Source organism: Vibrio sp. SCSIO 43140, assembly GCF_023716585.1.
In the GTDB taxonomy this organism is placed as follows: domain Bacteria; phylum Pseudomonadota; class Gammaproteobacteria; order Enterobacterales; family Vibrionaceae; genus Vibrio; species Vibrio maritimus_B.
This window is the reverse complement of record NZ_CP071851.1, coordinates 794,708-820,118: the sequence shown is the minus strand read 5'-3', so window position 1 is coordinate 820,118 and position 25,411 is coordinate 794,708. Positions and strand designations below refer to the sequence as shown.

The following is a 25,411-nucleotide window of genomic DNA, read 5'->3' as shown; positions in this document are numbered from 1 at the left end:
TGTATTTGTGACAAACGCCTGGTGGTGATTTCAGCCTACATAAAAAGTGCCCCTACATGCTAAAAGCAACGTAGGGGCACTGTTACAGCTTCTAATCTGGAAGTTCTACTTCGATAACAAGTACTTTTTACCTTTGGTTATCTCAATTAATATCAGACAAGGCTTTAGGATTGCTGGTAGAGTACTCATCTCCGTATATTTCACCAATGAATTCTTCTCCTACCGGCCATTGGGAGAATATCTTCAGGCTATATCTATCATCGTGGATACCCATAAGCGCGATATACAACATGTCTCCTGCCTCTTTCTCAATATCGACAAAAATATAGCCGTTCTCGTCAATACTCCAGTCCCAAGTCTTGACGGTGCTACCTTCGGTACGAGTCACGACGCCTTCAGCCCTAAATTCCCATATTCTCAATCGGTCTTTGCCTTCGTTGTAATCATATAGCACTAACCCTTCAACCATCTGTTCAGTGGTGTTGATCTGTCCGCCACAGTCAGTAACAGCGGTTTGAAACGCTTCAAAAGTCGCATTTACAACGGGTCTGTCATTCTCATCATCCCACTCAGTATCGTCGGTATAACAGACAAAATAAGGCTTGCTAGTGAAATACTCATTACCTTCCACTGCGCGGAACGGCACTCCATCTTCCTCCCAGTAATGGAAACTTAGGAAGCTATAGCTCTCATCATTAGACGCGATGTAAGCTAAATAGATGGTATTACCATCACTATGCAATACTTCAACGATACCATCAGAGTTGATGTGCCAGTTGAAAGTTCGATCGTAGTCTTCAAAGCTATTTTTGCTGTAACCGGTTCCGTCTTGATTGAAGGTAATAGCGAGTTCGTTTTCACCATTTTCTAGCTGCTCAATAAGATAAAGAGTGACATCGTCGAGATAGCTCTTATCGATACCGATATAGCCACAGATGTTGGCTGAATGATGGAACGATGGATATTCCTCTAGAAACTCGCCAGAGGATTCACGATTCTCCGACGTACAAACTCGGTACTCAGGGTTTAACAACTTATCCAGCTTAGAATTAGCCAAACCCTCATCCAAGAAGAAGAACCCGAGATCATTAGCCCAACTAAAGTTATTTGGTGACGTATCCATTGCATAGGTTTGTAGATGCATGCGATAGAAAGAATTGAACCAATTCCAAATATTATTTGGGTCTTTTGGCAGCATCACGATGATGTCAGTACTGGCCGTGCCAACATACCAATTTGGTTTAATACCATGGTTGACAAGTTGTAGTTCCAATAAAGTCGGAGTGCCATCAGTGATCCCTGGATTCTGGCTAACGACATACCAGCTTCGAGCTTCACCTTCATCAGAGTATTGGAAGCTCTTATTTGGCAAAGCCGCTGCGTAGCGGTTAAGTCCCGGAATGACGTCACTGTCGATCTTAGTTAACTCGGTACCGCCCGAACGAGCATTTTCTACCAGTGTTGGCAGATCTTGGACAGTTTGAGTGCCCCACTCATCAAATGAATAGGTCACCCATAGACCGTTATCGTGTTTTTGGCTCACTCGATAAGCTTGGCCTAGATCATCTGCCGCGCTGGTAAAGTCATAGTCTGCTAGATGGTAGTGATTCCATGCAACGTATTCGTTGCGCTCTCCATCAGAGACCACTGTGATGAGGTTTTGCCACTCATGGAAAAGCAGTGCTTCATCAAGCTTGGTATTAGCCTCATTCTCCTGATTGAGGACATAGCGTTTACCTGAACTCTTTGTACTTCCATCTTGGTTAACCTGCGTTGTTAACTCATACCAATAAGGTGTCAGGTTATCCCAGTTACCAGGAGTAAAGTTATAGTCAGCGTATTCGTGTAACTGACCGTCGGTCGGGTTCGCCCAAACTGGGCCAAAGATACTATAGGCATAACCTGTATCTTCAATGGTGAAAGCCTGAGTACGATTTATAGTGCCATCGGCTGCCCAGTCATGTTCAATAAGGGCACTGATAGATAGCAGCCCTTCATTTGTGAGCTTGTCGTGACGGGCATAATTTGTAGTATTGCCCTCTAAATCTTGATAATCGAACCCTGTAACATCGTACTGGGTTGTATGGCTATCGATGATTGTTAAGTCAGACTGTTCTTTAATCGACTTAGTAACATATTGCACAGTATCTATACCGGTCAGATCTGTAGGGTGAATGCGAGATGTGAAGTTAACGTCATCAAATGTTCGCCCACCACCATTATCGCAACCTTCAGTTGCAGCTGCTGACTCATCGATATAACTGTAGTACTTTTCTAGTGTTGGCGTTCGTTCTCCTAGATCGAAAACTGTGCCAACGAAAGCACTCTCACCATCTAAGTTAAAGTCATAGCTGAACTCGTTGATACGAGTAAACTGGTTACCAGTTTGTAGCTCCACACTTTCTTCTTGACCAACTAACTGGTCATTCAGACTCCAGTACTGCGTATCGAGCTTGGTGCGCAATGACCCATTGTTGAGTGTTTCGACAGTTTGAGTAATTGAAATTTTCAGCTCTATGGGTTTCTCGCACACTAAGAAAATGACAGGTTGAGTCGCTTCTTGCGTGGTTACGAGATCAGCAACGGATTTTTCCGCATCATCTGGGAAAATATCACTATTGTCGCCAAATCCGTCCTGATCGCTGTCACTCCACTCGTTCGGATTGTCAGGAAACGCATCCGAATTGTCGCCATAGCTGTCATCGTCTGTGTCTACCCACTCCGCTGGATCGTTCGGGAAAGCATCACTGTTGTCGCCGTGTTTGTCGCCATCAGAATCAGCCCACTCTTTTGGATCATCAGGGAACCTGTCCGAATTATCACCAACCTTGTCACCGTCGCTATCTAGCCACTCCGTAGGGTCTTTAGGAAATGCATCCTCCGCGTCAGGATGGCTGTCGTTGTCGAAATCGTAAGGGAACTGGTCGTTAACACTATCAATACCGTCACCATCTGGATCGCCCGCCCGTTTAGCATCTAGTGGATAGTCATCATGCTCATCATTGATGCCGTCATTATCATCGTCTGCATCGGTATGGTCACCAATGCCATCGTCATCGTTGTCCATCCATTCGCTACTGTCTTGTGGAAAAGGATCTAACTCGTCAGGCACGCCATCTTGGTCACTGTCACTGACCATATCAGCATCTTTATCGATAGCAGGTTGTGAATCTTCTAGCATCTGAGGGTCTGGGGTTTCCTCAACTTCTTTTTTGATCTCGTTGTTGACCACGGAAGCCAACTTTTCAAAGTCCGTTTCAGTATCTGATTGCTTGACTTGTTCGACAACCTCATTCATTTCTTGCGGGGTTTCTGGAAGCACTTGACCCGATTCGACAATGCTTCGTGCCGCGTAGGCTGCTTGCTGGGCAGCGTCTGATTTATTTTTATCGTCATGGTTTTTATCAGCAATATAATCGCTGAGAATCGCACTCTCATCGATACCCAACTCGGAAGCGAGCTCCGAAACAGCTTGTTGTTTTATTTCAGCGACTTTATCAGCACTCGTGTCTTCGGTAACAGACTCGGAAAGCTTAATGTTAACGAGAGTGGAAAGTGGCGTGACGTTTACTTCACCAGCAGGTGCTGACATTGTAAACCCAGAGGAAACTCGCTCATCGGGCTTATCTTCGTCTATGGTTTCGCCGGCAATAGCCTGAACAACAATCTGATAAGAATCGGGAGACATCCCTTGTTCAACCATTTGGGTAACATCAAGGACAGCTTCCCCACCTACTCCAGAAGTAGCGCTTGGCTCATCAATATCGTGCTCAAAGTTTCCGTTTAGATCGAGCCACACTTTGGCATTTTGCAGGTAACCATCGATAGCTTTTATTTGATGAGTGGATTGTGAGGGATTACTGTTCGGTGGTGAACTAGAGCTATCACCACAGCCTACTAATCCCACCATACCAGTAAGTCCTAAAGCTAGCGCAACCTTGTTGTACTTCATGCTGACCTCCAATTGAGTCACTAGATTATTGTATTTTCGCAATAACCCTAATCCATGAAGCGATGACTTCTCACCCCCCGTCTGGGTGATAAAAACAAACTCTTTTTCAACAACATGACATCAGTCTACTTTCAAACTTGACGTAAATCTCGCTATGTAGTGACTGCATGCTAGCAACATAAAAAAATAGGCAAGCGAATTGCCTGCCTATCAATAACTCATTCCCGATAAATGAGTAAAATTATTGGTATTGTGCGCGCTGCCAGATTTGCATCTTGTCAACGATTTGGTCGATAGAGAACGAACCTGGTACTTGACGAGGTGGGAACTCTTGGAATGTTTGTAAGAACTGGAACGTATAAGCTGCTCCCATGTACATGTACGGTAGGTGCTCAACTTGCCACTGCGGGTAGCCGACGCCGTCTAGGTGCGCGTTTTCGTACGGGTCTTGACGTAGATTGAAGATGTAAGGGAAACGCAACTCCTCAAACTGGCACTGCCATGTCTTAATACCGTGACATTCGTTTACGGTAAACATGACTTTCCAGTCACCCATACGTACCGCAGAAATGTGGCCATCATCCGCTGCATATACATAACCCTTACGTGGCCAGTTTGGGTTGCTATCTGCTGTTGTGTTCTTACCTTCTTTAAGCGCTGGCATTAAGTTGAAACCATCTAGGTGAACTTTGTAGTCCTTACCATTGAGCTTCTTGCCTTTTTTCAGTTCTTCTTTCAGGTTGTCTTCACCCGCAGCCGCCAGATACGTCGGTGCCCAGTCGTTATGTGCCGCAATTTCATTGGCAACGCTACCAGCAGGGATCTTATTTGGCCAACGCATCATCGCGGGTACACGGAAGCCACCTTCCCAAGTCGAGTTTTTCTCCCCGTAGAAACGAGACGTTGCGCCGTCTGGCCAAGACCACTTCTCTGCACCATTATCGGTGGTATAAGAAACGATGGTATTGTCCGCGATGTTTAGCTCATCCAGTTTATCCAGTAGTTGGCCAACCATGTTATCGTGCTCAACCATACCATCACCGTACAATCCACCACGCTTGGAAATACCCTTTGACTCTTCTTTTAGGTGAGTCCAAACGTGCATTCGAGTCGAGTTGAACCATACAAAAAATGGCTTGTTCTCTTTATGAGCACGATCGATGAAGTCTAGCGCACCTTCTAGGAACTCTTCATCCACAGTTTCCATTCGCTTGATGGTCAATGCACCCGTATCTTCGATGCGGCCATCAGCGTATGAATGGATAACGCCACGAGGACCAAAACGTTTCTTAAACTCTGGATTTTTTGGATAATCTGGATGCTCAGGCTCTTCTTCAGCATTCAGGTGGTACAAGCTACCCATGAACTCGTCAAAACCGTGCGCCGTTGGTAAGTGCTCATCTCTATCGCCAAGGTGATTCTTACCAAACTGTCCTGTCATATACCCTTTCGCTTTTAGCATGGTTGCAATTGTTGGGTCTTCTGGCTTCATACCTTCAGCGGCACCCGGCATGCCTACCTTAGTCAAACCCGTTCGCATTGGGTGTTGACCTGTGATGAATGCGGAGCGGCCTGCAGTACAAGAGTTCTCACCGTAGAAATCAGTAAATAGAACACCCTCATTAGCGATACGGTCGATGTTTGGAGTCCAGTGTCCCGCTTGACCGCGAGTGTAAGCAGAAATGTTGTCGATACCAATGTCATCCCCCCAGATAGCTAGGATGTTTGGGCGAGACGTATCGGTGGTAGCGAAGCTCGCCATAGAAGTTGCCGTTAACGCAGCTCCTACCGCCAGTTGCAAGAACGTTTTTTTGTTAAACATAGCTCAGACCTTATAATTTAAAGGGTAGTTGAATTGAGAGCTATTATTCGATGATTGGGATAACAGGTAAGCAGTAAGTTTACTGCAATTAAATATTTAACTCATAGAGCAGAAAAACAATGGTTTATTTCATTAAAGAACATGACAATATATAGTAATAAAAAGTCAGCTCATACAGTAAATCACCCGTATTGTTGAGTTTCATGTTGACATAAAATTGGCTGACAAGCTATTTTAAGAGTTCGTCAGTTAAATGGGAACGTTATGAGTATAAAAACAATTTCAAGTTTTGAACAATTGGTGCAATACCAAGTCTCTACTCTAGCCTTATGTCGTGCGCAAGATTTCGATAGCACCTTTCTTGAACTGGCAAAACAAGGTTTGGAGTGGTTTAACCTAGATCGTTTAACGCTCTTCCCTAACTCGATGATTTTACTTAATGACGGAAAAACGATATCCGTATCGCAAAGTCACATTCCCCCTTTAGAAAAAGAAAAATTCGTTGTCGGCAACTACCAAGACTACTTAAAGTTGCTTCGCTCCAAAAGCAAGTATCAGATGTTCAACAGCCAAGAACTTGAAAAATCGAACATTAGTACACTACGCGAGTTGCACGCTGAAGGTGGGCGCTGGCACGGCATTGTTCGTTTAGAGTTATTTGGACAGGTATGGGGAGCACTTGCTTTCTCTCGATTTAGTGATGACCAAACGAGTTTATCTGAGGAAGAGGTTAATCAACTTAAAGTACTGTGTGATATTTGGCTGGTGTATTGGCAACACTCGACGGTGACAAAAAGCCTAAACCAAGGCAGCGAATCGCCAGTGGACGAGAGTGAGAAACTACTGAGGCTCAGCAAAAAGCAATGTAAAGTTTTAGCATTATTGGCACAAGGTTTTACTGCGAAGCAGTGTGCCGAAAAGCTGTTTCTAAGCCCAAGAACCATCGAATCTCACAAGTATCGAATGTTGGACACGCTTGAGTTAGATAATCACACCGAACTGGTTCAGTTTGCACTACGAAATGGCCTTGGGATTGAAGCATCTTAATCAGCCTGAAACCTGCACGCTTACTAATAGACAAAGTATTCTCGTTTATAGTGCGCATTTTCGCACAAGGCCTCATCCAATGATGAAGCCTTGTAGATTATTTTTAAGCAGGTATTTACTTTTTACGGTTATCCTCATGGCCCGCCATAAAATCATTGGTGCCAGATACTTTAAGCAGCCAATCAAAGCCTTTCAGCCCTAAAATCCCTCGTACAAATGGCAGTAATCCAACCGCACGTGGCCGTGCCACCATGGCTTTATCTTTCTTCATGCCGTTCCATACCGCATCCACCATAGTGTCTATTGAGATCAGCGGTAAAAACTTAGAATGAGCCCCCTCGAACATACCTGTATCAATGTGACCAGGCGTTACCGTTGTAACTTTGATGTGCGGCAGCGTCTCTTTAAGCTCAACACGCAAGCCTTGTGACCAGCCTAACATCGCCCACTTGCTTGCACAGTAAACGATAATTCGAGGGCAGTACATAAGTCCTGCACCAGAAGCAATGTTTACAATGTGACAGTCACTACGATCCGCCATTGCTGGTAGGAATGCTCGTACTACGTGCATAGGTGCGATACTGTTGATCTGCATAGACAGGTCAATTTTTTTAGGGTCGTGCTCGATAAAGTGCTCTGAAACAACGATACCCGCATTATTAATTAGAAGATCGATGGCCCCTACAGAGTTCAAAACTTGTTCCGCCGTCCGATACACCAACTCAGTGTCTGTAACATCGACTTTAAAGGTATGAATTTCCGTTTTCCCGTTACTTAACTCCTCTTTCGTGGCCTGCATTGCTTCTTCGTTCATATCCCAGATAACTATGTTCTTCGCACCATCTTTGATTGCGCGAATCACGTAAGCCTTACCCATACCCATGGCACCGCCAGTCACGAGGACATTTTTATTCATTACACTTTTCATTGTGAACTCTCAACATTCATATTTAAAACTAAATTAAGAAAATAATGAGCGCATGCTAGATTCTGTATCGTCATATTAATACAGTATTTATTACTGCATTCCACCAAGGACTAGTGTGACGACTATCCGTATCTATTTCACAGTTCACAACTCATTTTCAAAACACAGTAAATCTACTCTATAGCTGGTTTTTTCAGGCATTTATGATTCCTTTGAATTTCTTGCTCATGTAACGAAAGGTCATTACATTTCAATCGAAGGAAACATAATCATGCTGGACTACTTTGCTCTATTTTTAGTCTTCTTTGTAGGACTCACCATTTTTTACGGCATCATCGTTATCCACGATATTCCTTATGAAATAGCACACAAACGGAATCACCCTCATCAAGACGCTATCCATGTCGCGGGTTGGGTCAGTCTATTTACTCTTCATGCTATCTGGCCGTTTCTTTGGATATGGGCAACGCTATACAAACCGGGTATTGGCTGGGGTATGGGAAACAAAAGCAATAACGCAATCGAGCTGGAACTCGCCACTCTTAAACACGAAATCGCCGAACTGAAAGCGATACGCACCCACAGCAATCACTAGGGCACGCTATCATGGATATGCTAATTATTCTTACCTATACATCGATTTGTATAGCCATCTTCAAACTGTTCAAAATCCCGTTGAACAAGTGGACTGTACCGACAGCCGTATTGGGCGGAATCGCTATCTTGAGTACTATTATGATCGCGATGAACTTCAACCACCCTTACGCCAAGTTTTCCAAAGAGTATTTTGTCAGCGTGCCAATTATTCCAGAGATTTCTGGCACAGTAGATGAAGTATTTGTAAGACCGAATACTCCCGTAAAGAAAGGCGAGATACTCTATACCATCAAGAGCGACAAACAAATGTCTGCCTTGAGAAGAGCTGAAGCAGCACTGGAAGAGGCAAAAACGCATGCCTATCAAAACGAAGAAGCGTTGCTAGCGGCCAAAAGTATTGCAGATAAAGCGGAAGCTGCCGTTGCTAAAGCCGAAGCAAACCGAGACCGTACATTCACAACCTTTCAGCGATATAAGGATGCACACACAAATGGTGGTGATAACTCACCATTTACAGACCAAGATGTGGATCGCCAACGTGAACTCTACGCAGCCGCTCAAGCACAGTTAGATGCAGCGGTCGCAGCCTTCACTGCTGCCAAAGCGGATGAGCGCCGCATTTTACTTAGCACTACCTCAATGATAAACGGTGAAAACACACGCGTCGCGCAACTCCTAGAAACTAAGCACCAAGCTCAGTTGGACTTCGAAAACACGATTATTAGAGCACCGAGTGACGGTGTTGCGACGCAAGTCGCTCTTGCGCCGGGTTTTCGTGTCGTCACGTTACCGCTGCGCCCTTCAATGGTGTTTGTACCAACGAGTAACAAACGCCAGATAGCAGGAATGTTCTGGCAAAATTCGTTGCAGCGCATGAAACCGGGTCTTAATGCTGAGGTGATCCTTGATTCAGCTCCCGGCAAAGTTTTAACAGGCAAGTTGGTACAAGTGTTGCCAGCGATGCGAGAGGGAGAAGTTCAAGCAAACGGTACTCTTATGTCAGCACGCAGCCTAGCTCAGCATGGCTTTGCAATCGGAATCATCGAACTTGATCGGGACCTTAACCAATATAGTTTGCCATTAGGTGTTCAAGGCCAAGCTGTTGTCATTAATGAAGACAATGACATTCTGCACACCTCGATTGTTCGACGGATTCTTTTCCGAATGATGGCGTGGCTCAAATACGTATGGCCAATTAAGTAACACACAGCTTGCTCATTTCTTAAGCCGAAAGCACTTTTGTTTTCGGCTTTTTTTAAATCTCACTTTATAACCAAGCGGTAATATTACTGATTTAACCGTCCACTTTCTTCTCTACACTGCCCAAAACCAATTCCTTTCTTTAACTAAGCAGTGAACTGAAGAATGAAAAGAAACGCTCTTGTCCTACTCGTTGTTTCTAACCTAGCGAATGCAAGTGGCACGCTAATGCAAGAAGCTATCTACGCTAACGCTGGTACTGCGGGAGCCGGAGACGGTGTGAATAGCACATCTGCCGCCGCATCATGGACGAATCCCGCAACGATGTCGCAAATGGGCGATGAACTCACAACCATTAATACCTTAATCCTCAACTTAGACATGCACTACAAGGACAGTAACTCTCATGGCTCCGCTGACCCCATCAATGCGATTAATAATCCAATTAAAGGCATCGGTATGTCTCCAAACGGTGATGCTAGCTCACACACCATTATGCCAAGCGGCGGCTTCTTTTATGTTCGTCGACTAAATGAAGATATTCATTTAGGTTTCAACGTTGCCGCATACTCTGGTTCTGCGGTCGACTACGGTACCGACTGGGATGGTAGTGGGCATCTTAATGAAGCATTCATGAGTTCACTACAACTCAATCCGACCCTAAGTTTTCAGATGACCGATAAAGTCTCAGTAGGGTTTGGTGCTCAAGCCAATCTAGGATTACTAGAGCTCAAAACAGACGGCCTTGAAACTCAAGAGTTAGGCACTGACTGGGCGTTCGGTTTTAACACTGGCGTTCTTTATAAAGAGAGTGATTGGTCTATTGGCCTAAGTTACCGCTCCAAGATCGAACACGACTTTAAAGACATTGATATCAAGCTTGTCACCGATACGCCTGATGCAGCGGCCGGCGCTAATTCCATCATCCCTGCCATAATTGACTTAAGTGGACATTATCAGATTACCTCGCAGACTAATTTGCTTACTTCCGTTCAATATCATCGTTGGAGCTCGTTTGAGACCACTGAAATTTACAATGACGTCGTGAACGCCAACCCTCTCCCACAAGGCATAGATCGCGATTGGAATGACGTATGGAAGTTTGCATTCGGCGCCGAGTATCAACTCAACACCGATTGGTTATTAAGCGCTGGGATGTCCTATGAGACTTCGCCTCAAGATGACCCAACAAAACAGTGGGTAGACGTTCCAGCCGGCGAACAATACCGATACGCGCTAGGTGCAAGCACACATCTGGGTGATACTCGCATTGACCTTTTCTATGAATACGCCGACCTAGGCAACGTTGAAATAGATCGCTCTGGGGACTTTGCCGATTTCCAAGGCACTATGTCCGGCAGTGTTCACTTTATTGGTGCGAACTTTACTTTCTAGTTTTGCAGTAAAGGCTCTGTGCAAGCAGGGCTTTTGCTGTCGTCTAGAAGCGATAGTCAATACCAATAGACGCCGTGACTTCTTCTGACTTTTCATCGAACCCTTGTTTCTCGTTCTGAATAGAGAGGACGTCGTACTTGAGCTCGAACATAATGTTGAAGTCTTTATCAAGTACTTTAGTTTTTAGGCCCTGTAACCACATGATATTCGCTACTTGCATTTCAGCACCGCCATAAGAGGAGCCTAAGTTAATGTTAAACACCGAGAAATGGGTATCGTTCCAAGGGTGCAGTGCATACAGGTTTACAGAGCCCAAGTGAGCTTCACTATCACCCAACAAGGTTGTAACGTGACGAGATGAAACACCGCTAGGCAAGTGTTCCGGATAACCACCATTTAATGACAGTTGAGAGTTCAGTACATCAGCCAAATCATTGGTTTGAAAGTCGACATAGGTATAGTTCAAAGAGGGGAAGAACAATGTGCCATCTTCGCTACTAAGAGGAAGCATATAGCCTGTGGTGTACATGTTTGCCGCTTCTTTCAAGTGGTAAACATCGACGTAAACACCACCGAAATGGTCAAAGTGCGCACCGCGTATACGAGCATTCTCAGATTGCGTGTAGTACTCAGCGAAGCCGACAGTTTGAGAAATATCACTGGTTAAGCCGCCGACGCCGCCACCAGCAAGCAGCTTTAACTCACCCTCATCATCAGCAAATACGGCAGCACGTGCGCTGCTATTACGAGGATCGGCATCATGGTACTCAGACTCATCCGCAAACAGACTAGTCGAAAACAATAAGCTTGCACCAACAATAACAGCGACAGGACATCTATTAAATTTCATTTGAAACCTATTCATTTCTATAAACAAAGGAATGAGGAGGAATTTAAATGAATAGTGTTTTTTATCCCACTTATTGCGTCTATTAGCAGAACTAATACGGTTTTATTATGAACAACAATTATACCAAGCAGCTTAACCTTAACTATCTTCGTATTTTCAATGAGGTCTATAAGCTTCGTTCGACACAAAAAGCCGCCCTGCAGCTTGGAATAAGTCAATCAGCGGTGAGTCAAACGCTATCTAAATTAAGAGATTATACTGGTGACAAGTTATTTTACAGTGCGGGAGCAACCTTGCAGAGCACTCACAAAGCTGACCTTATTGGTGATGGATTAGATCAACAGTTAAAGTTTTGGGACCAAAAACTCAACGAACACGCTCACATCGATCCTAAAACGTTCACGGGCGAGCTCACTATTGCGATATCCAACGTACTCTTAGAAGCACTTGCAAATGAGCTCACCAGTTCACTGATATTTAACTTATTCCCCAACGCGAAACTCAACATCACCATTTGGGACGAGGAAACCCCTAAAGACATTCAAGAAGGTCGCGTACATTTAGGATTAAACTTCTACCCTATCGACACACCTAAGTATTTAAGAGCGACTCCATTGACAGAGAGCCGCCCGGTCATTCTATCGAGGGTTGACCACCCAGTCGGCTTATCAGAGCTGACCACAGAAGAGTTTCAAAAGTACCCAAGAGGTGGGGTTCTTGTACAAGGCTTGCCGGATTACGGAGCAGTACTTACACGTAATTACCCTGATATCTTCCAGTTTTCATATCGCTCTGCAAGTATGTCTGTGCTAGTCAACCTTATTCAACATTCAGACCTATTGGTCATATCAGAAAACCTCTCTTCCTCAATGGCAACGAATGATATCACCTACCACCAGCCTGCATGGTTACAAGACTACATTCCGTCGCCACGCCACCATGCAGTCTATTATTCAGAGAAAAACCACAATACACCGCTATACGACTACTGTATTAAAGCAATAAGAAGTGCTATTGAAAGCAAGCAGATCGCAGGCGCGAATGAGTAGGTAATGCAGTAGTTTTTACTGCTTACCCTACCCTTGGTTTGGATTATCTTACAGGCAATTCAAATCAAACTAGGACGACGTTATGTTCTTCAATCGTTACTTCAAACCATTCATGGTGATTGCTGGTTTAGTTACCATGTACGCCGCCATTTATGCAATCAACCCAGAAAGCGCTCTACGTGAAATGAATGGCTTATCCTATGATTCGCAGTATGTTTTTCTGTTCAGACACTGGGGTATCATGGTTGGTCTTATGGGTTTTTTCATCACTGCTAGTCCATTTATACCACAATGGCGAGAATCCATTGTCTTGTATTCTTTTCTAGAGAAATTGTTTATGGTCTATCTCTTTACCTCAAACTTTTTCAATCCAGAAACGGCTTATCTAAACGCCAAGTTTATCCCTTTTGCGATTACCGATATTACCATCTGTGCTTATACCATTGGCTACTGGTTGGAAAACCACAAGCTGCAAAAAGCAAGTACTCAAACTGCTTAATTCATCGCTACTTCCCGATACTCCACGAGTGCCCAGTTCTTTGCAGAACTGGGCACTATTTTATCTAGACATATCGCACCCAATATAATCTCAAGCAGTATTTTCACTGTATGACAAATCATATGCATAACTTATTCTGTTATTAGTTTTCAATAGTATGAATAGGTGGCGTTATGGGTAAAAATATTCTCGTTTTTGGTGCTTCATCTGGCATTGGTTACGACCTAGCTTTGTCGTTAATTACAGCAGGTCATAACGTTTATTGTGGTGCTAGACGGCTAGAAAAGTTACAGCACCTGCAAGCATTAGGTGCAAAAGTATTCAAAGTCGATGTGCGCGATAAAAAGAGCATCGAGAACATGGTCGATAGCATGATTGAGCATCACGGATCTATTGATATTGTTTACTCTAATGCTGGCTACCCTATTGCGGGGCCAGTGGAGGTAGAAAGCATTGAAAATGCGCAGTCACAACTCGACACCAATCTATTAGGCCCAGCAAGAATAGCCAAAGCCGTACTCCCATACATGCGAAAACAGCGAAAAGGACGGATCGTGTTTACGACTTCCATAGCGGCACGCACAGCTTCAAGTATGAATGGTTGGTATACAGCGAGTAAACACGCTTTAAACGGCATGGCGAAGACCTTAGCTCAAGAGGTAGAGGAATTTAATATAAAAATAGTTTTGGTTGAGCCAGGTTGTGTCCAAACCGAGCTACCTGACATACAGCTTAATGATATGCTGAGCAAAGCAGACGTTATTGAAGACTACCGAGTTCCAGTAGAAAAAGCGCATCGTTTCCTTAAAAAAGCCTATGACAACGGTTCGAACACAGATTCTACCGTCAAAGCTTTGTTGAGCGCGGGTTTTAGAGAAAAACCAAAGCTTATATATCAAAGTACTGTTGATGCTAAATTCATGGCATGGAGCCAAAAAATCAAAGGAGAAAGCTCATTTGGCCGATTTGTATCGTTTGTGATCCGCAAAGTTGCTTAGATTGCACTAAACGCGAACACAATATAAATATTGATTGCAATATCTTAAGTAGCACCAATAAATAGTGCTACTTAAATGTATCTAAACATTCAATACATAACCTTCGTTATGTATCGTCAAGATCACATCTTGCCCCATTAGCCCCCTTATTTCTGAAATAGCCACGACAACTGATGACAGCTTCACATTTTTTCCTTGCCAACCAATGTCCGCAAGTTCAGCTTTTGATATAACGTCATTTGGGTTGTCGTAAAGATAATGTAAAATATCTCGGTAGTTTCTTGGTAAACATCCGAGAATGCGCCGAGTTTCTTCGCAACGTATGATCTTTGAGGCAGAGTCAATAACCTTTCCATCTAGGATGAATCTGTAATTACTATTCATTTATGTTCCTTTTATTTGATATATTAGCAATCACGAATAAGGCGTTTATGTTCCCTTGGTAACAAATGGTAAACCTCTCTGAGTAAGCAGTAATTTTACTGCATCTTTCTGGTGCAAGTATTGAGTATGGTTACTCTGCAAAATTGTGATTAAGATACTAGAGGAGCAGTGATGACCGACGTTCTGACTTTAAACATAAAAGACATTGACTGGCCTTGTGATTTAAGTGATTCAGTCAAATGGTCGTTGGTAAGGATTGCTAGATATCAGTATGGCTCGCGAGGCTACCCAGCACAAGACCAGTACGCTCATGATCGTGGGGTGTTTTATATTCTCAAAGGTTGTACTGCGAGCTGCTTTTACATTACAGAACCAGAGAGAACGATTGGAGGTATCTTTGGTAAAGGTGACTGGCTTGGTGTAAACACAATCAATGAAAACATTCAGATCATCGCAACCTTTGAAGAAATTGAATCGACAGAAATCATACACTTTCCAGAAAGTCGTTTACTTGCTCTCGCAAAGACAGAACCGGAAGTATACAAATGGCTATTTTACAGCGGAAAGCGTGCTCATATCATTTGGTTACAGGCATTTCTTTCGTTCGCGCATAGTAACCTGCTACAACTTTGTTATATTCTATTGGATATTCACAACAAGAGAGAAAACAAATCGAACTGCGAGATACATATAACTCAGCAAAAGTTAAGTGCTGTTGTCGGTTGTACACGTTCAAAGCTAAACGGACTGCTAAAGAAGTTGGAACAAAGAGGGCTTGTGAAACTATCTCGAAATAGAATTCTAATTACTAATATCGAAGGGATAGAGAAACAAATTAGCACTATGAATCTAATGGTGCAAGATCCTAGAAGAGTCACGAAAGTTGATAGCTAACTATGTCGTTTTCCTGATAATGCTTATACCCATTTCGACCTTGCTCTTTGACCTGATAAAGCGAGCGATCAGCTTTTCGTAAAGTATGACTAAACGTATCAATCGATAGCTCTGATGTTGCAGCACCAATACTCAATTTTATAGGAACCGATTGAATGCGGAGAACATTATTGGCAGACTGCTGTATACGTTTCATCAGTTTTACGACTTCAACCTGAGAGGTGTTTGGGCAAGCTATAACAAACTCGTCCCCCCCCCATCGCGACAAATAATCTGAGGCTCTGATTTGGCTCTGTAAATGTTTAGTCACGGCAACCAGAGCTTCATCACCTAATTGATGACCATAAGTATCATTAAAATGTTTAAAATTATCGATATCTATAATCAGTATAGACGTGTCTGACTGACTAGCTCTTCCCTTGTCAATCTCTGATTGTGCAATGCGTTCGATAGCGAGTTTGTTGAAAGAACGGGTGTGGGGATCTTTACTAAGTAGATACTCCTGCTTCTCGAGTGTCAATAGGATACCTTTTGCAATCAAGAAGATACCAATTAGAACAAGCATATCGTCAAATATAAATTCAACGACTTGTTCTTGATTTAGCCACAATTGAAGTTCTGTTACCTCCTCAAGGCACTCGTAAAGTTTATGAACAATCAGCAGTAAAAAGCCACAACGAACGGTTAAAGAGAACGATAGATATCCTGATAGATAAACTATGGTAAACAGCAATTGAATTATATATTCAAACACGTAACTGTAGACATCTTGAATCGTAAAGAAAACAAACACAAAAGCGGTTGCAATACAAATACTGCAAGCAAATAATCTATCCATAGTAAAGCAACATCAACATTATAATATAAGTCTATTAATAATTATTCTTAGTCAAACAGTGAGTAACATAGGTGATTGAAATGACTATGACTAGCAATTAGTTCATTCTGACTATGACACCCGGTTTTGTAGAGAAGTGATTTAATTTGACAGCGTACGGTTTCTTTGGATACCTGACGATAAACAGCAATCTCATTGCTGGTATAACCTTTTAGCATCAGGTTAAGAACATCTTGCTCCGCTTTAGTTAACTTGAATTCATAAGCTTCTTGATTGAAATTCTGAAAGTTTGCCAATGAAAAAAGTAACCTTTGGTGAGCAAGCCAAGAAATCACCCACTTCTCAACAATATATGAAAATCTTCTTAATGAAAACAATGACTCTTCGTCTAATGCCTCTAAGCTTTGAATATATAAGACGACTTGACTTCCACAATCTAGTCTCATTTTTTCAATATACAGATATGGATTAGTATACTTGATGACAAGTTCATCACTACAGAAGTAGCTGACCCACATTTCTTTGTTGACAATGCAAGCGACTTTTTGGCTCCTTGGTTCCCCGACTTCAGCAGAGTAACTCTCAAGTATTTGGATGGTCTTTTCTCTAGATGTAGACTTTAGTCTCTCTCTCAAATCGTTGACTTCTAAGTAATAAGGTAACTTGTTTGGCATCACTACAGAAACGGCAATATGTTCTACACCAAGTAAAAGAAGAGTCTGCTTAATGTGTTCACGATAAGAAAAATTGATGTTATCTGATACCTCAAATTCGATAGTGCGTTTGCTTTTCATCTTCAATACTCTGTCTACTACTTATTGACAAAAGTTACACTAAACAATCTTCTCTTCAGGAACATTTATATTATTTTTATATTTAGTTTATATATTGACAACTCTGAATATTTCATTATTTTCAGAGTGTTATATTACATACAATACTCAATAAAAATTCTTTTCCAAGGGCTTTGAGGTTATAGGATCACCACTTGCTATCACTATTTTCGAATTTATTTTGAAAAATAGTGTTCGAAACCAAGAAATCGGACAGGTTGAAATATACTTATAACTTAAGTGCGTTTATACCCCCTAAACTAACATCAAAGTAAAGCCGAACTGGTAAGTACTATGGTCGAGATTCAAAGAACCCTCAGGTAGCGTAGCGGACTATTCATCACAGCACGCCAAAATAAAAGCATGATTTATAAATATAAATCACGCCATTTAAATTTAACTCATTTATATATAGTTTGTTAAAGCCAATCATTTAAACATACTATTAAAAAATTTAAAATCCACATCACACTTCGTAATCACGGAAAGGATTAAACACCCACTTGGGTGATGACGAAATTTAAATCTCTTTGTTATACATAACATAAAAAGTCACTAAAACAATCAAAGTCGCGTTGCTTACAAACTAATATCAGCAACTCGACAACTCTAGAGAATTATGTCTATGAAAGATTTGTGAACAATAATATGAAGGAGTCACATTATGAGTTCAAACGGAAGTCAAGCTAAAGAAAAATTACGGCATATTACAATGCTATCGTCCTATATTCTAGTTGTAAGCGGTTTTTGTCTAGCGAAAGAACCTACTCCAAACCTTTATTTAGACGTTCCTGCTCCTATTCTATCTCAATGGAATATGGATAACGTGTTAACCGTTGACGATACCGTTGATGGTTTTAGCGGTGCCACAGCGAAGAGTTACATTTACAGGTCAAAGGCTGATGCAGATCTTGCAACTATTGAAGGTAGTTCATGGGATGACAATAGCGTTGCTTATGTAACGTGGGAGCTCGACAACGGTACAGGTCGAGCGCCAGGTATCCAAGTACTAAACGACAACCTTGATTACAAATTCCACAACTGCATCATGGCTTCAGGTGAAATAGAACTCCCCTCCTTTCCCGATGCTGCGGTGCCAAAAGCCTGCAACGACCCTCAAGGCAGTTCCAAACGATATTTTTTACAGCTTACTGAGACCGATACTCCTATTGATTTGTCTTTTGACTTAGATGTTAAAAGTATTCGCTACAAAGGGTTAATTGATGAGAATGATGATACAGAAGAAAATGGGAGTTCGGGGGAGAGTTCCAAAGAGAAAGATAATACTATTCAGATATATAGAGAGAAATATGGGGTCGGACGAATTTATCGCGTTATTCAAAAGATTCGCAACGATACTGACAAACGAGTAGTCAGTTATAAATTTGAGCTAGGAACTGGCATTGGAGATGACTTCCAACCTCTCAACTTCGAAGAACATGGAGTTGGTTTTGAAATGCGTGAGCTTGTACCTCGCGAGTTCTTCGATGGGCGAACAGGCGCCGCTCCAGACGTTGAAGTCTGGAAAACCGAACGTTTCGCGACATTTGCACCAAAAATGTTCGATAGTGGTGAAAGAGTTCGCTTTTCACCAGGTTTTTTGGACCATCAAGCAGCTGGTTTTATGTCTCCTTACTACGAACTCGACACCAACTGGAAGACTCAGTTCATCAATAGTGGCTTATGGGTCGAAGATGATATCGTGGGTTCATTGACAAAAAACTTCTTTGATATCGGCGCTACTCATAACGTTGACTTTCCCGGCAATATGCTTGGCTACATGCTGCCCAACAACCAAGTACCTACTGTCATTGCATACTACCTTACGAACGACGTTCATGCAGAGTCTTATGGTGTATTGGCAATTTGGGACGGTGAAAACTGGCGTTCTGGTCGAGCGGGATTAGATGGAGACCCTGAAACTACAGAGGATAACTTCGCACCAATACCACTTGAGCAATTACAAGCGTGGGCAGAAAAACCCCTTGGGCTTACTTTTCATGAAGATGACTCCGAACAGTTAATTCGCTATGCAGCAATCCCAAGCGATGACCTTGCTGGTATAAATACAGATATTTTCATCCACATTAGTGAGAAACTGCTTAACGAGGCCAATGAACCGATTTTTGACTCATTAACACTTCGTATCACAGCTCGCTCTATCGAGGATATACTACCTGGTATTAGGGGCAGCGAAGATCCATTGTGGCCTCCGTATGACGAATGCAAAGAAAACCAATCAGAGGATGGTACATACGCTAACTCATATTGCGCACCTGAATTAGCCACTTATAAAGTTCCCGACGACGTGCTTGAAGCATTTGAAGATTACGCCACCACAGATGAGAAAACCTCAGTAAGAATCGATGTGCTAAGTAATGACTTGTTTAATGGAACATCCATTTTGGAAACAGCTTTCACACTTGAGATCGCAGAAGAGCCGGCCAACGGCACACTAATACTCAATGAAGACAGTACCTTTAACTACACTCCAGCTTGGTACTTCAAAGGGTATGACGTGTTCAAATATCAAATCACGACTACAGGGAATGATGAATACCTATCTGTAGTTGCGAACGTTAAAGTACTTGTCAACCCTGAACTCGTATTGGGCTCGCCAGTTATCCTAAGTGACAACGTTATGATGGTCCAAAGTTCTTCGACCATTATCGATGTGCTTGATAACGACATGTATGACGAGGGGAAAAAACAAGTTATGAGTATTAAGATCCACAACCAACCGAAAAATGGTGAGGTATCTATCAATGAAGAGTTACAGATCGTTTATATACCGAATCCCTATTTTGTTGGCATAGAACAGTTCACCTATTCTGTGAGTGAAGATGATGTTGAGTCGAATACTGCGGTCGTTACAGTACGAGTAGATGAGCCCATAGTGGATGACTTTGTGGAAGAAGATATCTATGAATCAGGTGGCGGCTGCACTATTGGTCACCCTGATACACCTATTGACACAACTCTTCTGTTGATTACGCTAGCCGCTTTGATAAGACTACAATTGAGAAACCGTAAAACGCTAAACTAATATTTGATTGCAACCAACAAGAGCCTATTGGCTCTTGTTGGTTTCTGAGACAAGTGCATGATTAGGTATTTTCTTGAAACTGGTAAAAAGAACGCTCTCACTTAACGAATTAAGACAAGACAAACTGATAATCAAAACTGTTGTGCTGAGCAGCGGTCTTGGCCTTATGTTCTGGTTGTGCTTGCCACTTCACCTAGTTCCAAAATGGGATATCACTTTACTTGCCTCAATCAACTTACTTATCTTTTTCCCTGTCATTGAAGAAGTTTTGTTTAGAGGTATTATCCAGGAGTCACTGCTAACAATAGAAGTAATGAAAAAAAACAGGTATGAAGTTAGCTTGGCGAACATTGTCACGTCATGTATCTTTACCGGTCTACATATCCTGAATCAAGCTGTGATACTTGCCATATTAATCCTTCTACCTTCACTGGTATTGGGCATCTTCAAGGAACGTTACAGCTCACTATTCATACCAATAATGTTCCACATTTTATTCAATACTACTTTTTTGCTATCATTGAGCATAAGGAATTACTACTAAAAAGCAGACTCAAGTGAGTCTGCCTCTCATATTACCGCGTAAATTATTAGCGTTTTAGTATGTTATTCACCTTTTCTTGATCTATGACTTGCGCTTGATATGCACCCTTGCCTATCTGGTTTTCTATATTTTTTACAAAAGCTCGCAAGTGCCGTTCTGAGCCAGAAATTAAGTGTTCATAAAGCGCATTTAGAACACGATTATTTGAGTATAAAGAGCCACAATCATAAGCGGAGTCGGCCGAGTCGAATCGCTTGATAATAACTTCAGGACAATGTCTAATATCGTTCATGTCCATTTCTTCTATATAAGCTCCGACATATAATGCGTCCAACTCACTCGCTTCACCCTTGTTAGTCAAGTAATGATACTTTTCTGTAAAGTAGTCCCCAAACTCTTCGCTTGAAAACACCCCCACATTATCGTTGACGACAGGGTCCTCAATGCCAAATCGCTGTAACGCGTCACAAACCGCACAAGTATGTTGAGTCTCCGAGACTGATATTTTTCCGAACACTTTAGTGCTTGGGTACGCCATACTTAGTTTTATATAAACATCTCGTGCTAGTTTTTCCTCTTCGCGCATAAAGATCAAATGAAGTTTTTCATTCTCTTCGATAGAACCTATATCTGAGCGCTGTGACGAAATTTTCATCTTTCTAACGCCATCTCCATTTTCACCATAAGCGGTATGTAAAACTAACGTAAGACCGACAGCAAGTGATAAAGCAAGTTTTGATACATTCATAATATATGCCACTCAAAAATTAAGAATACCAAATTAATTATAAATTAATACTTATACCGAAACTTATTTGTGATCACATTATCTAAACAACATTATATACTAAGTTGGCATAATAATAATATTATAATGTACATTTAATATATTACCCACCTGGGTGATATATTAACGGCCAACGATTTTCTTGTTCTATAACTGATATGACAGTCTATATTTTCTACAAGATATTGAGAACAGGAGTACCAAACACATTTCCATGTGTGTTCTGACTAACAAAAAAAGAGAGAAGAAAAGACAAAAAAATGCCTCTTCCTAGCACTATCGTAAACTTTCAAAAGTCTACAGCATGAAGAGGCAATATCATTTTATGGTTGTTTCAACACTCGTTAAAAGTATCTACGCTTTACTCTTTACCAAACACGTTGTTTTCTTGCTCTTGTACACGGATGAACGTAGTACGCTTAGTAAGCTCTTTAAGCTTAGCTGCACCTACGTAAGTACAAGTAGAGCGAACGCCACCAAGAATGTCTTGGATAGTGTTGTTTACGTCACTACGGTATGGAAGAAGAACGGTTTTACCTTCTGCTGCGCGGTAGTTTGCAACACCGCCAGAGTGCTTATCCATTGCAGACTGAGAAGACATGCCGTAGAACTTCATGAATTTCTCGCCATCTTTCTCAATAACTTCACCACCAGACTGTTCGTGACCTGCTAGCATACCGCCAAGCATTACGAAGTCTGCGCCGCCACCGAATGCTTTAGCTACGTCACCAGCACATGCACAGCCACCGTCACCGATGATCATGCCGCCAAGGCCGTGTGCTGCGTCAGCACATTCAATGATTGCAGAGAGCTGAGGGTAACCAACACCTGTTTTAACACGTGTAGTACAAACAGAACCTGGGCCGATACCTACTTTAACGATGTCAGCACCCGCTAGGATTAGCTCTTCACACATGTCGCCAGTTACAACGTTACCTGCAGAGATAGTCTTGTTAGGGAACTCAGCACGTACTTTTTGTACGTACTCAACTAGGTGCTCTGAGTAGCCGTTCGCGATGTCGATACAGATGAACTCTAGGTCTTCGCTAAGCGCTAGGATCTCTTTCGTTTTCTCGAAATCACGCTCAGACGTACCTGTTGATACGAATACTTTATTTAGCGTCTCTTTTGATGCGCCTTTTACGAACTCTGCCCACTGCTCCACAGTGTAGTGTTTGTGCATAGCTGTCATTACGCCGTGCTGCGCAAGAGCCGTTGCCATTTCAAAACTACCCACTGAATCCATATTTGCAGCGATAACTGGTGTACCAGACCATTGACGACCACTGTGCTTGAATGTAAAATCGCGCGTTAAATTTACTTGAGAACGACTTTTTAGTGTTGAACGCTTAGGGCGAAACAGTACATCTTTAAAGCCTAACTTAAGTTCTTGTTCGATACGCATTGTAAAAATTCCTCGATTTATTAGTACATGTTCCAGTGGGCATATGTCTAAACATGATGCGTTGGCTTACCGTTGGCAGACGGTTTACCTTTCTTCGGACACAAAAAAACCGGAGCGTTGGCAGACGCTCCGGTTTTCAGCATTATAGGTCGCGAAAACTTTCTCGCAAGACTGATATTTCAATTTTTTTTGTGATACCATTCCGAAAAGCTACAAATTCGCCTCCAGCAAACTTCCAAAATTCTCTTACATTTCGAATATATACACTTACATTTCAACAACTTAAATAAAAACCCACTAACTACTCGCAACGAAAACATGCCTAAGCAAACGTTTTTCTCCTGTTGATTTTGTCACCAAACGCATCAAATTGCGGCTTTTTGACCTAAAATTTGCGGTCAATTAGCGAGCATATCATCAAGAAAAAGCAAACTTTTTTAATCCATACTGCACATTTCTTACGTTTAAAGGCCGTTGGTACAACGTCGAATCTCATCAAGCAAGTCAGAAGCCATTAACCCTGCCTTTCCGTATCGAGTCACATTTTTATCAGCAGCAAGGCTATGAACTAATGTACCAATTACAGCAGCCTGGAACATTGGATAGCCCTGAGCGAGTATGGAGGCAATTACACCCGCCAGAACATCTCCCATACCACCCGTAGCCATGCCTTCATTGCCTGCATGGCAAACAACTACGGTCTTTCCATCACTAATTAAAGTCCCTGCACCTTTTAGTACAACCACACCGCCATACTGTGCTTGAAGCCGTTTAATCGCATTGAAACGGTCAGCTTCGATGTCAGTTGTCGCACAATTTAAAAGGCGCGCAGCCTCTCCGGGATGAGGGGTAAGTACGTAGTTTGAGTATGCTTCCGCTTTTTCTGTAGCAGCTAACCAATAAAGTCCATCAGCATCAATAACCAATGGCTTCCCATGTAAGCGAGCTTGATTGAATACATGGGAGAACACGTTTTTGCCCCACTCATCTCGACCTAAACCAGGACCAATACATAGAGCCTTGCTCCACGCGGTGCGTCGTTCTAGTTCCTGCGAATCCGCCTCGCTGACCATAGCCTCTGGTAGCAATGAACGTATTGAATGCAAACTTTCAGCCTGGCATAAGGTTGCAACTAATCCTGCTCCTGCACGAAGCGCCGAGCATGAAGCAAGATACGCCGCGCCGCCCATGCCATTGTTACCACCGACCACCAAAACGCTTCCTTGAGTCCCTTTGTGAGCATCTCGCGGCCTTTTCTTTATAAGGTCTAGCCATGAATGATTGGTGAGTAAAGCACTCGGTGCATTCTGCTGTGCGAAAATAGAATCAACCCCAAGACCGGCGAAGTACAACTGACCTGTATACTCTCGAGCTCTTGCCGTCACTAGCCCTTGTTTTGTTCCAATGAACGTAACGGTTGCGTCAGCGAGCACGGCATTACCCGCTATAGAACCCGTGTCGGTATTCAATCCAGATGGGGCATCGACAGCAATCACAGAGGCTTTAGATTGGTTGATACGGTCAATAACATGCGAGTAAAAATCGCGGACATCACCACTAATACCCGTGCCCAGCAAAGCGTCCACAATGACATCCGTATTTTCTGGGACGACATTCTTAGGTGATGAAATCGAGCCACCCGCAGCTAAAAAATCATCGCGCGCCCTCGCCGCATCTCCAACAAGTGCGTTTGAAGACCCTAGCTGCCAAAGTTCGACGTCAATGTTGTGCTCTAAGGCGAGCTTACCAACCACATAGCCATCACCACCGTTGTTACCCTTACCACAGCAGACCAAGATACGAGATACATTCTCAAATTGACTTATAAGACATTCAAATACCGATTGCCCAGCGCGTAACATCAAAGTGTACATATCGATATCACAAGCCTTAGCTGCAGCCCTTTCACCTTCTCTGACTTGAAGAGAGGTATAGAGCGCTTCAGGAAGTGTGGTGAAGTGATGATAGGTATTCATAGCGCATTCCGTTGTTGTCGTCACCAATGACTAGTTGGTATTAGCATAACAAACGCACTACGCTACGAATGTGAGAAGAATAGACGAATCAGAAAAGCGTTGGCTTACAAAGTATATTGCGGCCACAAAACGTGCAGAGCAAACCTAAGTACAACTGCGAAAATAACAAAGGCAACGCCAAGACGATAACGCTTGTACTCGCCTACGTTCATTGGTACTCGCTTGTAGAACATGGTCACAACGCCCTTCCAGTCATGACTGCGGCGTCCATATTGCACAATACCCGTGAGTATAAAGAGAACGCCGACTACCAATAGTGCCTTCTCAGTCCAAAATAACCCTAGTTCCATCATACAGGTACTCGCTC

21 protein-coding genes are annotated in these 25,411 nt (G+C 42.7%); 10 read left to right on the top strand and 11 right to left on the bottom strand.

From position 1 onward, the window contains the following. Positions 1–142: 142 nt before the first annotated feature. Positions 143–3,952 carry a hypothetical protein gene (locus tag J4N45_RS22155; protein WP_252017047.1) on the bottom strand — a complete coding sequence of 1,270 codons (3,810 nt, stop codon included), beginning with the start codon at positions 3,950–3,952 and terminating at the stop codon, positions 143–145. A gap of 241 nt (positions 3,953–4,193) precedes the next feature. After that, entirely contained in the window at positions 4,194–5,774 is a 1,581-nt protein-coding gene (locus tag J4N45_RS22150) for an arylsulfatase (protein WP_503058217.1), read from the bottom strand. Positions 5,775–6,038: 264 nt separating this feature from the next. Between J4N45_RS22150 and J4N45_RS22145 the strand changes: the two genes are divergently transcribed. After that, positions 6,039–6,821 carry a helix-turn-helix transcriptional regulator gene (locus J4N45_RS22145; protein ID WP_252017045.1) on the top strand — a complete coding sequence of 261 codons (783 nt, stop codon included), beginning with the start codon at positions 6,039–6,041 and terminating at the stop codon, positions 6,819–6,821. Between the two features lie 115 nt (positions 6,822–6,936). Here J4N45_RS22145 and J4N45_RS22140 read toward each other — a convergent pair whose 3' ends face one another. Next, on the bottom strand, positions 6,937–7,737 hold the full coding sequence (locus J4N45_RS22140; RefSeq protein ID WP_252017044.1) for an SDR family NAD(P)-dependent oxidoreductase: 801 nt from the start codon (positions 7,735–7,737) through the stop codon (positions 6,937–6,939). A 280-nt stretch (positions 7,738–8,017) separates the two neighbouring features. Here J4N45_RS22140 and J4N45_RS22135 point away from each other — a divergent pair, with 280 nt between their 5' ends. The 3 genes from J4N45_RS22135 (at position 8,018) to J4N45_RS22125 (ending at position 10,941) form a co-directional block, all read left to right on the top strand. After that, positions 8,018–8,344 (top strand): DUF3302 domain-containing protein, encoded by a 327-nt coding sequence (locus tag J4N45_RS22135; protein WP_252017220.1) that lies wholly within the window; start codon positions 8,018–8,020, stop codon positions 8,342–8,344. Between the two features lie 11 nt (positions 8,345–8,355). Continuing rightward, on the top strand, positions 8,356–9,549 hold the full coding sequence (locus J4N45_RS22130; RefSeq protein ID WP_252017042.1) for an HlyD family secretion protein: 1,194 nt from the start codon (positions 8,356–8,358) through the stop codon (positions 9,547–9,549). A gap of 162 nt (positions 9,550–9,711) precedes the next feature. Beyond that, positions 9,712–10,941, top strand: coding sequence for an OmpP1/FadL family transporter (locus J4N45_RS22125; RefSeq protein WP_252017040.1), 1,230 nt, complete (start codon positions 9,712–9,714; stop codon positions 10,939–10,941). 43 nt (positions 10,942–10,984) lie between these two features. Here the strand turns inward: J4N45_RS22125 and J4N45_RS22120 are convergent, their stop codons facing one another. After that, positions 10,985–11,791: a hypothetical protein gene (locus J4N45_RS22120; protein WP_252017038.1), complete on the bottom strand. Its 807-nt coding sequence runs from the start codon at positions 11,789–11,791 to the stop codon at positions 10,985–10,987. Between the two features lie 107 nt (positions 11,792–11,898). On the opposite strand from J4N45_RS22120, the gene J4N45_RS22115 reads away from it, so the two are divergent. From J4N45_RS22115 to J4N45_RS22105, 3 genes are all read left to right on the top strand, one after another. Further along, the gene (locus J4N45_RS22115; protein ID WP_252017037.1) at positions 11,899–12,840 is read left to right on the top strand and encodes a LysR family transcriptional regulator; all 942 of its coding nucleotides are present in this window, start codon (positions 11,899–11,901) and stop codon (positions 12,838–12,840) included. Positions 12,841–12,922: 82 nt separating this feature from the next. Next, positions 12,923–13,339, top strand: coding sequence for a hypothetical protein (locus J4N45_RS22110; protein WP_252017036.1), 417 nt, complete (start codon positions 12,923–12,925; stop codon positions 13,337–13,339). A gap of 173 nt (positions 13,340–13,512) precedes the next feature. Further along, entirely contained in the window at positions 13,513–14,337 is an 825-nt protein-coding gene (locus tag J4N45_RS22105) for an SDR family oxidoreductase (RefSeq protein ID WP_252017034.1), read from the top strand. A gap of 81 nt (positions 14,338–14,418) precedes the next feature. On the opposite strand, the gene J4N45_RS22100 is transcribed toward J4N45_RS22105, so the two are convergent. Continuing rightward, positions 14,419–14,721 carry a winged helix-turn-helix domain-containing protein gene (locus J4N45_RS22100; protein WP_252017033.1) on the bottom strand — a complete coding sequence of 101 codons (303 nt, stop codon included), beginning with the start codon at positions 14,719–14,721 and terminating at the stop codon, positions 14,419–14,421. A gap of 171 nt (positions 14,722–14,892) precedes the next feature. Here J4N45_RS22100 and J4N45_RS22095 point away from each other — a divergent pair, with 171 nt between their 5' ends. Then, entirely contained in the window at positions 14,893–15,615 is a 723-nt protein-coding gene (locus J4N45_RS22095) for a Crp/Fnr family transcriptional regulator (RefSeq protein ID WP_252017031.1), read from the top strand. Here J4N45_RS22095 and J4N45_RS22090 read toward each other — a convergent pair. Beyond that, a complete protein-coding gene (locus J4N45_RS22090) occupies positions 15,596–16,453 on the bottom strand; it encodes a GGDEF domain-containing protein (RefSeq protein ID WP_252017029.1) in 858 nt (285 codons plus the stop codon). The genes J4N45_RS22095 and J4N45_RS22090 overlap by 20 nt on opposite strands. Positions 16,454–16,500: 47 nt before the next feature. Continuing rightward, positions 16,501–17,247 carry a helix-turn-helix transcriptional regulator gene (locus tag J4N45_RS22085; RefSeq protein ID WP_252017027.1) on the bottom strand — a complete coding sequence of 249 codons (747 nt, stop codon included), beginning with the start codon at positions 17,245–17,247 and terminating at the stop codon, positions 16,501–16,503. Positions 17,248–17,950: 703 nt separating this feature from the next. Here J4N45_RS22085 and J4N45_RS22080 point away from each other — a divergent pair. Both J4N45_RS22080 and mrtJ read left to right on the top strand, forming a co-directional pair. Next, complete coding sequence (locus tag J4N45_RS22080) at positions 17,951–20,332, top strand: choice-of-anchor F family protein (protein ID WP_252017025.1); 2,382 nt, start codon at positions 17,951–17,953, stop codon at positions 20,330–20,332. Positions 20,333–20,498: 166 nt separating this feature from the next. Beyond that, a complete protein-coding gene (mrtJ, locus tag J4N45_RS27295; protein ID WP_353505895.1) occupies positions 20,499–20,876 on the top strand; it encodes a JDVT-CTERM system glutamic-type intramembrane protease MrtJ in 378 nt (125 codons plus the stop codon). Positions 20,877–20,922: 46 nt separating this feature from the next. On the opposite strand, the gene J4N45_RS22075 is transcribed toward mrtJ, so the two are convergent. From J4N45_RS22075 to J4N45_RS22060, 4 genes are all read right to left on the bottom strand, one after another. Continuing rightward, positions 20,923–21,624 (bottom strand): DUF2202 domain-containing protein, encoded by a 702-nt coding sequence (locus J4N45_RS22075; protein WP_252017023.1) that lies wholly within the window; start codon positions 21,622–21,624, stop codon positions 20,923–20,925. 400 nt (positions 21,625–22,024) lie between these two features. Next, the gene (locus J4N45_RS22070; RefSeq protein WP_252017021.1) at positions 22,025–23,068 is read right to left on the bottom strand and encodes a GMP reductase; all 1,044 of its coding nucleotides are present in this window, start codon (positions 23,066–23,068) and stop codon (positions 22,025–22,027) included. A gap of 464 nt (positions 23,069–23,532) precedes the next feature. After that, positions 23,533–25,044, bottom strand: a complete 1,512-nt coding sequence (locus J4N45_RS22065; RefSeq protein WP_252017019.1) for an NAD(P)H-hydrate dehydratase — start codon at positions 25,042–25,044, stop codon at positions 23,533–23,535. A 104-nt stretch (positions 25,045–25,148) separates the two neighbouring features. Further along, complete coding sequence (locus tag J4N45_RS22060) at positions 25,149–25,394, bottom strand: hypothetical protein (protein WP_042471859.1); 246 nt, start codon at positions 25,392–25,394, stop codon at positions 25,149–25,151. Positions 25,395–25,411: the final 17 nt, after the last annotated feature.